The sequence below is a fragment of the Heliorestis convoluta genome (genome assembly GCF_009649955.1).
Classification (GTDB): domain Bacteria; phylum Bacillota; class Desulfitobacteriia; order Heliobacteriales; family Heliobacteriaceae; genus Heliorestis; species Heliorestis convoluta.
Genome location: NZ_CP045875.1, coordinates 150241 through 164311, shown reverse-complemented (window position 1 = coordinate 164311; position 14071 = coordinate 150241). Strand labels below are relative to the sequence as shown.

General features: G+C 36.2%; 13 protein-coding genes. 1 reads left to right on the top strand and 12 read right to left on the bottom strand.

What is annotated here, in order from left to right; translation table 11 throughout:
• Positions 1-251: 251 nt before the first annotated feature.
• The 3 genes from FTV88_RS00690 to FTV88_RS00680 form a co-directional block, all read right to left on the bottom strand.
• Positions 252-443: a hypothetical protein gene (locus FTV88_RS00690; protein WP_153723925.1), complete on the bottom strand. Its 192-nt coding sequence runs from the start codon at positions 441-443 to the stop codon at positions 252-254.
• Between the two features lie 734 nt (positions 444-1177).
• On the bottom strand, positions 1178-1402 hold the full coding sequence (locus FTV88_RS00685) for a DUF3006 domain-containing protein (protein WP_153723924.1): 225 nt from the start codon (positions 1400-1402) through the stop codon (positions 1178-1180).
• A 148-nt stretch (positions 1403-1550) separates the two neighbouring features.
• Positions 1551-2645, bottom strand: coding sequence for a DNA sulfur modification protein DndB (locus FTV88_RS00680; protein ID WP_162007828.1), 1095 nt, complete (start codon positions 2643-2645; stop codon positions 1551-1553).
• 209 nt (positions 2646-2854) lie between these two features.
• On the opposite strand from FTV88_RS00680, the gene FTV88_RS00675 reads away from it, so the two are divergent.
• The gene (locus tag FTV88_RS00675; protein WP_153723922.1) at positions 2855-3253 is read left to right on the top strand and encodes a PBECR3 domain-containing polyvalent protein; all 399 of its coding nucleotides are present in this window, start codon (positions 2855-2857) and stop codon (positions 3251-3253) included.
• Positions 3254-3273: 20 nt separating this feature from the next.
• On the opposite strand, the gene FTV88_RS00670 is transcribed toward FTV88_RS00675, so the two are convergent.
• The 9 genes from FTV88_RS00670 to FTV88_RS00630 all read right to left on the bottom strand — a co-directional run bounded on the left by FTV88_RS00670 (position 3274) and on the right by FTV88_RS00630 (position 13984).
• Positions 3274-3465, bottom strand: a complete 192-nt coding sequence (locus FTV88_RS00670) for a hypothetical protein (protein WP_153723921.1) — start codon at positions 3463-3465, stop codon at positions 3274-3276.
• A 137-nt stretch (positions 3466-3602) separates the two neighbouring features.
• A complete protein-coding gene (locus tag FTV88_RS00665; protein WP_153723920.1) occupies positions 3603-5096 on the bottom strand; it encodes a hypothetical protein in 1494 nt (497 codons plus the stop codon).
• An 835-nt stretch (positions 5097-5931) separates the two neighbouring features.
• Positions 5932-7854: an ATP-binding protein gene (locus FTV88_RS00660; RefSeq protein WP_153723919.1), complete on the bottom strand. Its 1923-nt coding sequence runs from the start codon at positions 7852-7854 to the stop codon at positions 5932-5934.
• A gap of 219 nt (positions 7855-8073) precedes the next feature.
• Complete coding sequence (istB, locus tag FTV88_RS00655) at positions 8074-8850, bottom strand: IS21-like element helper ATPase IstB (protein WP_153723918.1); 777 nt, start codon at positions 8848-8850, stop codon at positions 8074-8076.
• Positions 8847-10373 carry an IS21 family transposase gene (istA, locus tag FTV88_RS00650; RefSeq protein ID WP_153723917.1) on the bottom strand — a complete coding sequence of 509 codons (1527 nt, stop codon included), beginning with the start codon at positions 10371-10373 and terminating at the stop codon, positions 8847-8849. Before istA ends, istB begins: the two co-directional genes overlap by 4 nt.
• Before the next feature lie 332 nt (positions 10374-10705).
• Entirely contained in the window at positions 10706-11569 is an 864-nt protein-coding gene (locus FTV88_RS00645) for a tyrosine-type recombinase/integrase (RefSeq protein WP_153723916.1), read from the bottom strand.
• 236 nt (positions 11570-11805) lie between these two features.
• Positions 11806-12888, bottom strand: coding sequence for a hypothetical protein (locus FTV88_RS00640; RefSeq protein WP_153723915.1), 1083 nt, complete (start codon positions 12886-12888; stop codon positions 11806-11808).
• A gap of 227 nt (positions 12889-13115) precedes the next feature.
• Entirely contained in the window at positions 13116-13313 is a 198-nt protein-coding gene (locus FTV88_RS00635) for a hypothetical protein (RefSeq protein ID WP_162007827.1), read from the bottom strand.
• A gap of 299 nt (positions 13314-13612) precedes the next feature.
• Positions 13613-13984 carry an HNH endonuclease gene (locus FTV88_RS00630; RefSeq protein WP_162007826.1) on the bottom strand — a complete coding sequence of 124 codons (372 nt, stop codon included), beginning with the start codon at positions 13982-13984 and terminating at the stop codon, positions 13613-13615.
• Between the last annotated feature and the right edge of the window lie 87 nt (positions 13985-14071).

Genomic DNA, 14071 nt, shown 5'->3' with positions numbered 1-14071 from the left:
TAAGGTTCGCCTATAGACTACCAATTCTAGATAAAAGCTCTTTTTCCTTCTTAGGAAGAAACTAGTTATCACAAGCTCTTAAGGGAAAGTATATTAGCAGTTAAAATTGTGTTATGCTTGGTTTGATAGGATTTCGACTAACATCATTAGAAAGAAAAAAAGCACATGGTTATTAATTATGATGTGCTTTATCGTACCGCTTTTTCTCAAGTTCATTCTGTTGTACAGCTTTCTTACAAACAAGAAAGATTCTATTTCTTATCATTCCAAAAATCAATCTGATCTAAATTCCACAACTGTTTAATTTGCAGTTCTTTAATTTTTCTCTGAATCTTATTTTGTTTATGCAAAGGAGCATCTTTAAATTCCTGTTGCAACCCATTGATTTCTTTCTCTGTTTCTTGAATCGCCTTTTCTAACTCAGCCTTCTCTAGCTTAGACATACAAAGATTCCTCCATCACATTAAAATTCTTAAGAAAAATCCTGCCTTACAAGAGGCAGGTACAGTTACTTCTAGTTTCAAGGGTGTATTGATTATGTACGCAATAGACTTATTTTAATATTTTAAGCTTTAGAAAGCTTTATTTTTAGGGTATCTCTGTTTTAATCGACCCATACGTTTCCAATAACGATTCATGCGACCTAAACATTTCGAACACAGCCGTAAGCTAGCAAGTCTAGGTGCAGCACATTTGACACAAACTCCTTCAGAGGCTCTCTCCCAGTATCTTTTCTTATGCCATTCGTTCAACTGGTTTCGTCTATAACAAGACGGATCGTGAAATAAAGCTTTTCCTCGTTCCGTCTCCGCTTTAGCACATACAGAGCAATACCTTTTTTTTGGTACAGCTTCTCTTTGAAAGCACCGGATACAAATACCTTCCTCGGACTTTTTTCGTCGCCATTCCTTTTGATACGAGTAGACACAAGCTTTGTCTCCACAAGTATATTTTATTTTTCCCTGAGGATGAGGCAGAAATTCTTTACCGCAGTAAGGACAGATACCTTTTATGTTTTGATTTATTTTGACTTTCTTTTTCCACCATGCTTTTTGCTTTTCTTTGTTTCTAGCTTTCTGGCAGTCTAATTGACCACAAGTGATTTGCTTAGGATTTTTAGACCCGAATGACTGACCGCAATAAGGGCATACTTTTGGCAATATCATATTTATCTCAACTATCCTTGATTCTTATTTTTTAGCTTATCTAGTAGACCTTCTACTCGTTTTCGTCGTCTCTGAGTTTCATTTTTATCGATAGACATGCTGATGGTAATTATCTCGCCTTCTTTAGCTTCCGATGGGAGCATGTTTTTTGGCCAGTCTACAATACCTTCTTCTTCACCGACTAATAAAACAGCATAGTATCCCTCAAAACGATCAATGGTTGCTTTAATCTTCATTCAAATTTCCCTTCCTAAAATATCTTTTCTACGTTGTATCTTCAACAATAACAATATTAAAAATAATTCAAACAAGCAAAGAAACACTCTTCTAACGTTAAGATGAGTGTTTCTTTGCTATGAAATATTATTCCTTCTTTTACTTTTCTTAAGCAGATTCTTTATTTTGACTATTCGGTTTTGTTATCTTATTAAATTCATTAACAAAGGTTTCTATGAGATAATTTCTAGAGTCACTACTGTTTACGATACTGTATTTTTCTTTCCCTTTTCGAACGATCTTGCTTTCCCATAATGGAGAATCTTTTCTATAGTCCATGTCTAGCAGATTTGAAACAAAGCTTTCCCAATCATTTCTATGATTCTGATATAGATAAGCTCCCACCGCTACATAACCATAGAAAGTAAAGTTTTCACAAATTAATGACTCATCTCTACCTTCCAGACGCTTTTCTGAGTTTCGAATCTCTTCAATAACTGAAACCAATGCATCACAATAACGTACAAAGAAATTGGCTATTTCTTTTGCTTCATTTTTTCCATCAATGCTTATTTGCATGTATCTTAAAGAACTTTGTATTGCGGCAACAATTGTACTGAATGTGACAACAGCCTTTTTATCATTTTTGCTAATGTTGTTTTTGACCACTTCAACATATTTTCCTAGATCACTGGATGAAAGAATCTCTTTTGCTATTAAATTTTCATACTTACCCTGATCGTTGTTAAGGTATTCGGCTCTTGTCTTGCTAATTTTTGAACCCTGGGTAAACTGATAAAAAGCATCCTGTGCCTTCTCTTTAGAAAGATTCAATATCATAACAGGGAAAGGTTCAACAATGTTTTCGGCAGCCTCTCCAACACGTTCTAAAGCACGGAGTCTATGTTGACCGTCTAGTACCTCTACGTTACCGGATTCCACGGTGAGAGTTCCGTCTACGACTGCTATTTTCTCTGCACCATCATTCATGATATTAAGAATGATGGTGTCGGGCTTGTATTTTCCGGCCTTCATACGTTCGGCAATCTTATTAATGTTGGTTCTACTGAAAACGGGAACAGTTTCTTCTTTTTTATTTCGGCGTTTTACAACTTTTTCTCCTCGTTGAATTTCTGGATTATATTTTATAACTCCAGACACCCAATACTCCCGAAGTTTTTCTGCATTCATAACCGATATGTATCCATCGTCGTTAAGGGTAAGTACATTATGAGCAATAAATTTTATAGCGTTGTTGTCCATGATAACCTCCATAAACATATAATTTGTTTCATTTTATCGGATTATATGTTTCTTTGTAAAGCAATTTAGGTTTTAATAAGGAGCTAAAAACATAAATTCGTATTGTTAAAGTTTTCATGTCACGGAGCTACACAAAAATTTTTGGGCTCTTAACAGATGGTTGCTATGGTATACTAATTTAAGTAGTTATGGAAAGGTACGCTATAGCAATGAAAAAAAGAATTTTCGATCCATCATCGAGAGATATTCAAATAGTCGGTGAACTTGATCTAGAAAAAGTAAAGAGCCTTGTAGGTGTGCAGTTCCCTGAGGCTACGGTGTATATCTACCCAGGCGCTATTAAACATATCAAGAAAAAGCATGCAGATATTTTTGAAACCCATTACTTCTTTATACCTGAAATTATCGTAGCTCCTGATTACATAGGTAAAAATCCTAAAGAGCCTGCTAGTATAGAGCTTTATAAAAGATTGAATCCAACCTTGCTTGTTGCGGTTAAACTATCACCTAAAGGGTACCTGCATCTATCTTCTTTTTACGATCTAGACAATGCTGAACATAAGATACAGAAAAGATTGAGAACAGGCAGGATAGTTCCTTACAAATAATTCCTCTTGTAAAGTAAATTTTACAGTGCTAAAATTAAGTTAAACGACATACGTTTATACTGACAAGCTTTTGAGGTGGGAAAGGTTCCCCATGCGCTTGCCTTTAGGTGAGTCAACAGAGATGCCGGATACGCCGCCCGGCCATTAGCTTGTCGCTTTAAAAGCGCCAGATAATCAAGTTCTGGCGCTTTTAAATTTTTAAATTCTTGCACATACCTAGGCAATCACTCAAGAAGCCTTGTTGTTGATGGTTTCCTTACCAATAGTAAGGCTTCCCTCGATTAAAGTATAAGTACAAATAACCTTAAATGGCTCTCAAATTGGGCAAGTCTATATTTATCTTTTTAAATTAATACGAGTACGGACTCCTCTTGCTATTTCTTTCTACTTGCTCTGATATCTCTTTCAATGACGCTTCTTCATTAACAGCCGACAAATACCCAACAGGCACATCTAACTTCTTTGCTTCCGTGATTAGCTTATCGTACATGGCATGGTTTAAGTATCCCGTAAAGAAGAAAATTATCTCGGCCTGATTCAGTATAGAAACATCCACATTAAGCGCATCCGTACTTACAAAGCGCCATTCCTTTAATTTTTCGCGCATTTTAGTTTGCCAACGTTCGTGGCCACCTACTATCACACCTCTCACAGCAGATAAGTCAACTGTACTCTCATTCGTAATAAAATCTTCTTCACTTGAATCTAATCGAAAGAATAACTCTCTTAATTCATGAGCTTCTTGTTGATCCGTGGTTAACTGTTTTTTAAGCTTTGTATTTTCATTTTCAAGCTCTCGTAGCTTGTCCCTACTCTCACCATAAGCTCTTTTGTATTCACTCTCAACCTTCCGGACCAATTGACTATTTTTTTCTTCAACTTGATATAGCCTCTTTTCGAGATTTCTTTTTTCTTCATGTAACTGGTCAAGTTCTTGGTGAAGAGCTTCTATATCAAGATAATTAGTCTCATTATTATTTTTCCAATACTCCTTCTTTGCCTTTTTGTAAGCCTTTAATAAACCCATAATAATATGGGCTCCCATAAAATATTTAGATGCTTCATCTTTGTTTTGATTCCGAAAACGTATGTAATAAGTTCCCAAGATACAATTAATGTCTTCCTCAGATAGATTCACTTCTTCGACAATTGACGAAGATAGCTTCTCAACGTCGAAGAGAAATGCGTAAGCTTGATACCAATTTAATATTTCAGGATTCTTTGCCTCTCGAATCTCATAATAATCAGAGCTTACCCCTGCATACTTATAGACTTCTTTTTTGATTCTTTGTACTTTTTGCTTTTCGTCGAGAGACAATCTTTCAAAACTGTACCTTTGATGGCCTTCTAAAAACCATAATCGAGCATTCATTATGTTTAATATTTTATTGTATCCATCTGTCTCTACGATTTCTTTACCCATTGCCCTACTTGTCACTATAATAATGGCTGTCCAACCATTTATTTCACAATCTGAAGGCTCTGAGCCCTGTTGTGATTTTTCACGGAAAAGCACTTTCATTAGATATTCAGCATCTATTCTTTGATTTGCTTTTACCCAACCATAGATCCTTTTCCATCCTTTTCGAACGAGTTCAAGTATGTTCTTTTCGTTATTTGATTCATCTAATAATATTCCGAGTACCTTTTTTCCATAAATTTCTCTTTGTAAAGAAGATGAAATAACGGCCTCATGATTGTAAAACTCCGATTCCCGAGCTAATTGATGAAATTTGCTTTTATCCTTTTCGTATATACGATCAATCGTTTGATAGATTTCTGTATTGCCTGAAACAGTTTCTACAAGAAATGGTAAGATGTTTATGTGCAATGAATCATTCACAAAGATGCCTCCTTTTTTTCTAAGAACAAAAAGCAGTTGACTCTTTCTTTTAAGATGTCAACTGCTTTTGTCTTTTTTGTTTTTTTTGGCAACGTTGTATCTCTTTTAGAAAGATTTTAGGGTTCGAACAAAGATGCTCCACCATGATACAACTCATTAGTATTTGTCCAGTTAAAGGATAGATACCTATCCTTTGTTTTTACCAAGTGTCATCAAGGTATATAGTACCATAAATAACTAGAATATATTGTCGAATTTTGTAATGTTGCATATGATTTTGGTTGATACAGTAAAAAAGTGCTTTGAACTCATAGACTAGACCGCAATAACGTTCTCGCCAAGTTTAGCGAGAACGTTTAAATTTAGTGGAGGTTCTTAATAATATCTTCATGCCATTTGTGTGATTCTTTTGTTCCCTCTAGCTTTTTGATTAGATGTTCTTTTACACTTTCAGGAACTTGAATTCCAGCAGCCTCAATTTGCTCTAAGAAAAATATAAGGTCCTTCTCAAAATTCTTGTTTTTCTCCTGCTTTTCTCTAAAGTGACCACGAATACGCTCTACCTCTTCTTCTCTCCGCTGTCGTCTAGACTCAAGCCAATCTTGGATGAAGACACATCACCTCCAGGAATAGGTTGCCCCTTTAATAAAGCTAATCTACTTGTAATATCTTGTTATTTATCTTGAGAAAACGACTACCACTGTCAAGTCAATCCCTATGCATCATCATTCCAGTTTCAAATAAGCTATGCTTGCCACACTTCGGACAAGGATACTTTTCAAGGTTTTTACTTGTTTCTTCCATACCGTCCCTTGGTTATATCTTTCATTACCTTTTATAGAATCGTCTGTTGCTTTGGCTTTTTAAGTGCTTTAGCAACTATATTATCATTATCAATTTTCTCATAATGCTCACTCAAAATTTTCTTGAGATTAAATAATCTCCGTTGAGCAGTATCAATAAGCTGAGCAAAAGTACAAACATCAACTCTGCCTCTGTCATTTTCGCCAATTTTTAATACCCGTTCTGTTTTAGGTTCAATTGTTTCTCCAACTACATATGCACGTATAATCGTATTTTTAGCCACAAAACTACAATTAAGTAAATCCTGTACATAATACTGTGCTTGAGTTACTTCATCTCTCCCAAGCTTAAACCCGCCTCGTTTTAATTCTATAATTAGTATTTTATCGATAAAATTTAAATTTGCACCGTCATCGTAATCCTCGATACATACTGCTAATACTGTAGAATTAGAAAGAACAATTATATCTGGCCTCTTTCTTTCATTTACAAATTCATCTTTAATCACTTTCTGCCCAAACAATTGTTCTATAGCTTTTTTTAATGAGACATTTGATACAAAATTAATAGAGTCATATTCAGGTCCAAAAAGCCATCTAGACTGCAATACTATTGGATGCAGTGTGTTAAGTTCATCGACTGTTTTATCCCCACTCAGTCTTGTTATTGCTTCTATTGTAGTAATTCTTGCATCAATCTCACTTATTACCGATAAAACATCACTTACAGTCCATTCCTCTAGCAATGAGTTAAGTGCCGTAATTTCCTCTGTGGACATTTTTGAAAGTTTACTCAGTAAAGCTACTCCTGAACGGCTTTTCTCAATGTTTAACATGGCCGCTACAGCTACATTAAGTGCATCTTGAGGTATATCTGGCTTTTTATTGGTTACGTCATTAATAAATTTTGAAACTTCATATTTAGCTATAGGAGAATTTGAAATCGCCTCTAAATCCTCAATATTCTCTTTTAATGCTGCCATTTGAACTTCTTCAATATCTTCAGAAAAGGCTTTTTGAAATATGTTAGACACATAGATATTCAGTTTTCTATAAACTTCATTCATTAGATAAGAATTCCTAAAGCCTGTCCAGTCTGGAAGTATTTCATCAAATAATTCGTCTGACTCAACAATAAATGTGAATCTTTTGGCAATTTTTCGCCTACCATCTGCAAAAACAAATTTCCCATATGACCAGGATGGCTCCCCAATAAGTCTACCACCTGCCCAAAAAGCTACCCCATGTTGCATAGTATTACGAGCAGACTTACTTGAGTCTACAATTGTCACTTTAAGTTCAATCTCATCATTTATCTGTATGATCTCATTAGTTGCGCTCTTGTTTTCAGACAAATCTAACTTCTGCTCATTAATATAAACTACAAACTGTGGATCATAAAGGAATCTAGCAGATAATATCTCTAACATTTCATCTGAATTGGGAAGGTTTCTACTAGCAAGCACTGATAATTTAGTACCATGACCTTTTCTCTCAAACTGTTCATGCTTAATAATTTTTATTGGTTGCTCATTCGATGCAGTCGATACAGTAAATTTATTTCCAGAACCATCTCTCCAAGTTTCAATATCATACATGTTGTTAAAGCATAATAGCCCGTGTCTTCCTATACCATTCCGTCCATAAGCACGTCTTTTTGTCGCTTGAACGTCTATTGGAAATTCAACATCGGCACCTTGGTGCTTTAATCTATTATAAGCGAGCTTCATCCATCTATTTAAAAATTGCTGGTATGTCATGCCATTACCATTATCTTCAATTGTAATTAAATCCCCGGCTTCTGCTGGAATGATAATTTTAACAGTTAAAGCCCCACTATCCCATGAATTTGCAATCAACTCAGTAAAAGCGATGTCGGGACTACTCGTTACTTTCGAATAAGTTCTGTACAAATAATCTTCCTCAAACGTAGTTTTCACCAACAGACTATCCATATTCCTTCTACACCACCAATCTTATAGTATAAATTCACATATTTATTTTTCAATACATCCCTTCTTTTTCCTCCAAATTGTGGCCAGTATTTTAAAAACAAAAGCATGAATGGTTTCGTCAACACAAAAGTTGACCACCTATGCTAGAGCAAAAGTTGACCAGCCTCCTGATACAACGGTAAACTGACAGATAATTCTGACTACAGTTCAACCCTAGCGTTAATCTCCGTTAGGTTGTTGGAGTAAGTTTGATGTTGGCTTTTGTTGGATGGTCTCACGAAAACGGTAGCTTTCTCCATTCATCAGATGGATGTCGGCCCTATGGGTCAACCGATCAACTAGGGCTTCCGTCAAACGTACATCCCCAAACACTTCAGGCCACTTTTCGAAGTCTAGGTTGGTTGTAACGATGATGCTACCAAGTTCATGCCTTGTAGAACAAAACTGAAATAGTAATTCTGCTCCAGTTTTGCTAAAGGGGATATAGCCCAGTTCATCAAGTATTACAACCTCGTCTCGCATCCACTCCTTTTCAAGCTTTAAGAGGCGGTGTTCTTCTCGAGCCGTGACTAGTTCTTCAACCAAACGGGCTGTTTGGTAAAACCGGACCTTACGACCCTGTTGACAGGCTGCAAGACCGAGAGCACTAGCTATGTGGGACTTTCCTGTCCCAGAGTTACCCATAAAAATTACATGTCGCTTTTCGTCTATGTATTGACCTTGGGCTAGAGCTAAGATACGGGATTTACTCACTGTGGATATTAGACTGAAGTCGAAGGTTTCTAAAGTTTTGATCTGTGGAAAACGTGCTTGTTTAATTCTTCTGGCAACGGTATTTTCCTCTCGCTGGTCTAGCTCCTGGCGGAGTAAAGCACTTAAGAACTCTAGATGGTTAAAGTCTCGATCTTGTGCCTCCCGCAGTAGGTTGGGCAGTGCTTTTGCTGCTGCCGGTAGACGTAACTCCTTTAGGTAATGTGAAATCGTCATTTGGTTCATGCCCCAACACCACCTTTAACCAAGCTCGCATAACGTTGCAATTGGGTGGGAGCTACTTGGCCAGTTGGTTTTAGAACCTCTGTATTGGTGCTGCTTACTGTTTTCGTACTTGGTTTATCAATTGTGTCGACGATCTGTTCTACATCTACTGGACTAAGTCTGTTTTGTTTTACAGCTGAGATTAGAGCTTCACTTACTATGTGGACAGGAAAGCGTTTTAGTAATAACAGTACCTTTACAAACTGGCGGTCTCCTTCTTCTGGGTCCATACTTTGAACCACTTCATGGTACTTGGCAAAGGGTTTAGGAAGATTAGCTTGCCGTACCGGTTTTGCTTGTCCAACAGCACGAGGTTTACGTTCTAAAAGCTTGAGATAATGTTCTAATAGAAACTTTTGCTTTCCTGAGTCGTAACAGCGTTCATGGGTAGCTATTTTTGTTTTTTGATAATAGATTTCTATTTTATCCACATAGCCTTTTACGGTGACCATTTTACCAGTGTACTCGGTGGGTACTGAGTACTGATTACGGTCAAACTGCACCAGGCTAAAACGGTTGACTTTGGCTTCTTTTCTGGTACAACAGTCAAATGTATGAACGGAGATGGGTAATAGCTTGTCTCTTTCAAGCTCAAAGGCGTCCCAAAAGCTTTGTTGATTCCGTCCCCTTGGCTTGGCATTTAGTTTGCGGCAACGTTCTTCTATCCAGTTATTGAGGGCCTCGATAGTAGGGAATTCGGGTACTGGCGTGAAAACGTGCCACTTAACGTAGCGAGCTAGAGACTCAATTTTACCTTTTTCGTTTCCTTTGGCTCGATTACAAAATTCACTATCAAAGCCATGGTGAGCACGGAACTTGACAAAAGAATCCTGTTCTTCTCGTTTACGTCCTACAAGTACGCGCTTAACTGCAGTTTTTAGGTTATCGTAGAGAATACTTTGTGGCACGCCATTAAAGAATGCAAATGTCTTCTCGTGGGCATCAAAAAATGCTTCTTGTCTCTGGTGTGGGTAAAACCGGATATAAAAAGCACTACTGTTGCTAAACCGCATTAAAAATAAATCGCCCTTAATGTCCTGACCGTTTATTCTTGCCACAGCAGGGGTCCAATCACATTGAGCACGACCAACGGGGTCATGTTCTAGAGGGACATAGGTCTCAATACGTTCAATGTTCAATTCATGCTTTATTTCCTTTACCCAACCCCTAACTGTTGATGCACCGCCTATAAAACCTTTCTCCTCTTGGAGTCGTTCAAAGATGCGGCTCGCAGTGTAGCGTTGTTTCGGTGGGGCTGTTAGATTCTCGACTATCCAATCTCTTATGATGGGGGCATATTGTTCTTTAAGTGGTGCTGGTGGCGGTACATTTCTTTTGTACTGTGTAACTTCTTCTACCGAACCGTATAGGATTTTGCGGATTGTTTGTCGGGAAAGTCCAGTATCCCTAGAAATTTGTCGGATCGACTCACGTTTCTTAATGTGAAGATCTTTGATATACTTATAAGTATCCACCTTGATCATCCTTTTCTACCTGCCTTTGCTGTTGTCTCGTCAACTCCAGCTTAGCAGGTTTGATGGTCAGGGTGGTCAACTTTTTTTCTAGCGTTTTTTATTCTAGTGGTCAATTTTTATTATAGCGATTGCACATGAAGCAATAAGCCCCATGCCCATATGAATTAACGTATCATACTCCTACCCTCATATTACTTTTCAAACTAAAGGCTTAATAAGTTTTATTCATAACTGGTTCTCTAATGCTCACCAAGTTTTTTCGGATATGCAGATATTGTCTCGAGTTTTGACTACTTTCACCCCGTCAAATCCGAGTGTATCTTTGTTGCGTTCGACTTTTTTTATCTTTCCCATGAAATCCTTTCAACAGCATCCCGCAGTTCCTGTTCACTTGCAGTTACATATCTTCGAGTTTCTTCAATTGAAGAGTGGCCGGCCAACTGAGCCACCACCTGTATAGGTTGGCCTGCATCAATCAGGTTTTTACAAAAACTATGTCTCAAGCTATGAACTGTCGCATCTTCTAACCCGATCTGATCAAAATAATGACGTAACGCATATTGAACGGATCGCTCTGTAATCCTCTTTCCTTGTTGTGACACAAACAATGGATCTTCTACTTGAGCATTTTCTTGCCATTCAAGTAATGAACGATAAAGATCCTTATTAATAGGAACAACTCTATACTTATTTCCTTTTCCTCGTCGAACAACCAAAGTTCTTCGCTGCAAGTCTATATCGCTCACATCCAGAGCCACGACCTCAAATATACGGAGTCCTGCCTGAAGCATGCATTGTACGATGGCCAGGTTTCGTATCCGGTTAAAGGCTCTTTTTTCTTTTTCAATCGTCATTAAAAGTTTTGCTTGCTCATGTCTGGTCAGCCATCGAGGCGCTACCTCTGATTCTCTTACTCTCTTTGCTTTTACTTTTCTTGTTGGGTCATAGGTTGTCTGTTTTGTATCTATCAAATATGACCAGTAAACCTTGACGGCTGCAATTCTCTTTTTAATCGTTGCCGGGGCAAGTTTTTGCACGATCTGCATGTGACTGATCCACTCGTGTAGATCTAGCGGTGTCACTTGGTCTTGAGCAAAGTGTCCATATCTTCCTTCTAACCATTTCTTAAGTTCGGTGAAAGATTGATTGTAGGACTGAATCGTTTTAATGTTTTTTCCATCTTGTTGTAGCCACTCATTGAACATAGTTGAATGCTCCTTTTATCGCCGGGTTCTAGGAAGTGTTTTTCTATACTTATTTTACGGGTTCTAAGAAGTTTTGCACAGCATAAAAAAAAGAAAAACTTCCTAGAGGCATGGTTCTAGGAAGTTTTTCTCCATAACATCTATTACAAATTAACCCAACTCACAACATAACTTTCTTATTTCTTGTAATAAATTATTAATAGACATTCATTATACTTTATCTGTTATATACTTCTCTAAAAATTTATCATCTTTTTTTTCCTTTGCTCCTTTGCTAAAAGCAAAATATTTTTATTCGTTATTTTTTCTAAATAATCTACATAATTAGAATTAGATGCGGTTTCATTTAAAGTACGTACATCCTCCCTATCTAAACCGAGTTTTTTATATCTGTCGTAACATTCCGTAAGGATATTTTCACAATTTATAAATTTCTTATAGAATCGCTGAGGTATTAGTAAATTCGATTTAACGTAACTTTCCTCATCAACTGTTGTTATGGTAACTTCAACAGGTATGCTATTAATATTAAATCTTTTAGCCATACAAACTCGATGTTTACCTTCTGATAGCATATACCTTCCATTTTCATAACTAACTTGAATATCATCATCAAAATTTTCATCTTTGGTTTCGAATTTTGCTTTATATTTACCTTTTTGCATCTTTTTAATAATTTCGCCACAATGTTGTGAATTAAGACATGCATTTAATAATCTATCGCTATAACTCGTCACTTCAAACATTTTTCTATGACTAAATATACTATACACTTCATGACCATGGTCTAACAATCCTAGAACAGAAAAAATACTCCAAATAACACATCTACCTGGCCCTTTACCCAGCGTATCAGGATATGGCAAATATTTTGGGTCTAGAAATTTATTTTCAGTTCTATACTTCCTATCTGTATAATAACCATTTTCTTCAAAAACTTCACTAGAATCAACCATTTCAAATCTATCTCTGATATTTTTTACATCTACTGTTATATTAAATATTTGCCTACTATATAAGTGGTTATATATTACATTTAATAATGTTTTTAGTTTGCTATCATAGTTTCTTCTAGAAGTATTTTTATTTAAAAATGCTGTCTTTATATAATAAACAGAGGGTAATACCTCTATTTTATGTCCTATTTTCCCGTCAAACTTATTATTTATTTGTTCCATATAATAAGTGTCTAAATCCATTAGAGTTAATTGTTTTTCTTGAAAGTACACCTTAATAGAATACAAGTTTTGATGATACAAATTACAATAATATTTATTTTTTTCACTCCTTATGCTAATTTTTCTTGGTTTATAACTCATTTAGATTACTCCTTTGGTTTTCAATCCTATGATAAGTCAAGATTAAGCTTGTATTAATAAAAATACTACATAATCCAACTGACATATGTATTTCTTTTGTTGTTGCAAGTCCCGGCACCTCGCCTATTTCTTCTTGTTTTACAAAATTTTTTAGTCTAGCTTTAAGAATACCTAGAGAGCTCTTTCAAACTCTCTGGTACGACAGGCACAGGCACTTCATCATAAACTTAACCCAATTGAGTACTCATTTTTTTCGAAAAAGCATTTAGCACAGGCGTTACATGCTTATGAACATCTACTTCATCAACTAAGTTAATATGTAGATAGGGATCGTTTTTATTACTTTTATAGCTCCAAGCGCTCATAAAAGGCTTCATGTCTTCTAATGCATTTGCTTTTTCCATCGCAATAAGATAAATTCGCACTTCTACTGATTTTATTCCGTATGGGTTACGTTTACTTGCACCTATATATTGAACGGTCCCTACTTGATTTTTATAACTAAAATGGTTTTTTTATAGATCAGGATAAAAAACTAGAGCACTCTCGTTTGAATTTTTATCAATTACACTCATTTTAGCTTGGCAAATTTTTGACATGCGAAAATAAAGACTGCTTGCCATCTTTTTTTTAAGTCCATTAAACTTCTTCCTCCAAATCTTTTCTAAATAATTTTTATTGCAATATTTTTTTGAAAATATACAGTTACTACCATTGCCTTTTATCATGGCCCCCACCCCGTACTCAACTGTTCCGATGCCTGATGATAATTCTTAACCCATCTCTCAACACGTTCTGTCCAGTTAGGAATCTGCTCAGGATAACTCAATATAAAATCTCCGTTAGAAGCATTCCGTTGCAAGAGTTTATTGAAATAAACCAATTTAGGCAATCGATGAAGCTTAGTTCCATTGCAGTCGTTACAAGCATAAATAAGATTTTCTAAAGTTGATGTCTTTACAAAAACCCAGGGTATAAAGTGATCTGCCCTTGGTTGACTTTTAGAGGAACTACCATCTAATACTCGTTCACAGTAATAACAACGGTTCTCTTGAAAATCAATTACATAAGACTTTGCTTTGCTCGGAAAGTCCACACGGCTATCACCTTCGGATGAAGTATTGCTCGATTTTCTCACGCAAATCGTAATTATAGGAGATCCTACTAAGGTACTGAAAGCAAA

What these genes read in the sequence shown, in the direction of transcription:
- FTV88_RS00690 (WP_153723925.1), bottom strand. Translation starts at nt 443, where the DNA reads ATGTCTAAGCTAGAGAAGGCTGAGTTAGAAAAGGCGATTCAAGAAACA.
- FTV88_RS00685 (WP_153723924.1), bottom strand. Translation starts at nt 1,402, where the DNA reads ATGAAGATTAAAGCAACCATTGATCGTTTTGAGGGATACTATGCTGTT.
- FTV88_RS00680 (WP_162007828.1), bottom strand. Translation starts at nt 2,645, where the DNA reads ATGGACAACAACGCTATAAAATTTATTGCTCATAATGTACTTACCCTT.
- FTV88_RS00675 (WP_153723922.1), top strand. Translation starts at nt 2,855, where the DNA reads ATGAAAAAAAGAATTTTCGATCCATCATCGAGAGATATTCAAATAGTC.
- FTV88_RS00660 (WP_153723919.1), bottom strand. Translation starts at nt 7,854, where the DNA reads ATGGATAGTCTGTTGGTGAAAACTACGTTTGAGGAAGATTATTTGTAC.
- istB (WP_153723918.1), bottom strand. Translation starts at nt 8,850, where the DNA reads ATGAACCAAATGACGATTTCACATTACCTAAAGGAGTTACGTCTACCG.
- istA (WP_153723917.1), bottom strand. Translation starts at nt 10,373, where the DNA reads ATGATCAAGGTGGATACTTATAAGTATATCAAAGATCTTCACATTAAG.
- FTV88_RS00645 (WP_153723916.1), bottom strand. Translation starts at nt 11,569, where the DNA reads ATGTTCAATGAGTGGCTACAACAAGATGGAAAAAACATTAAAACGATT.
- FTV88_RS00640 (WP_153723915.1), bottom strand. Translation starts at nt 12,888, where the DNA reads ATGAGTTATAAACCAAGAAAAATTAGCATAAGGAGTGAAAAAAATAAA.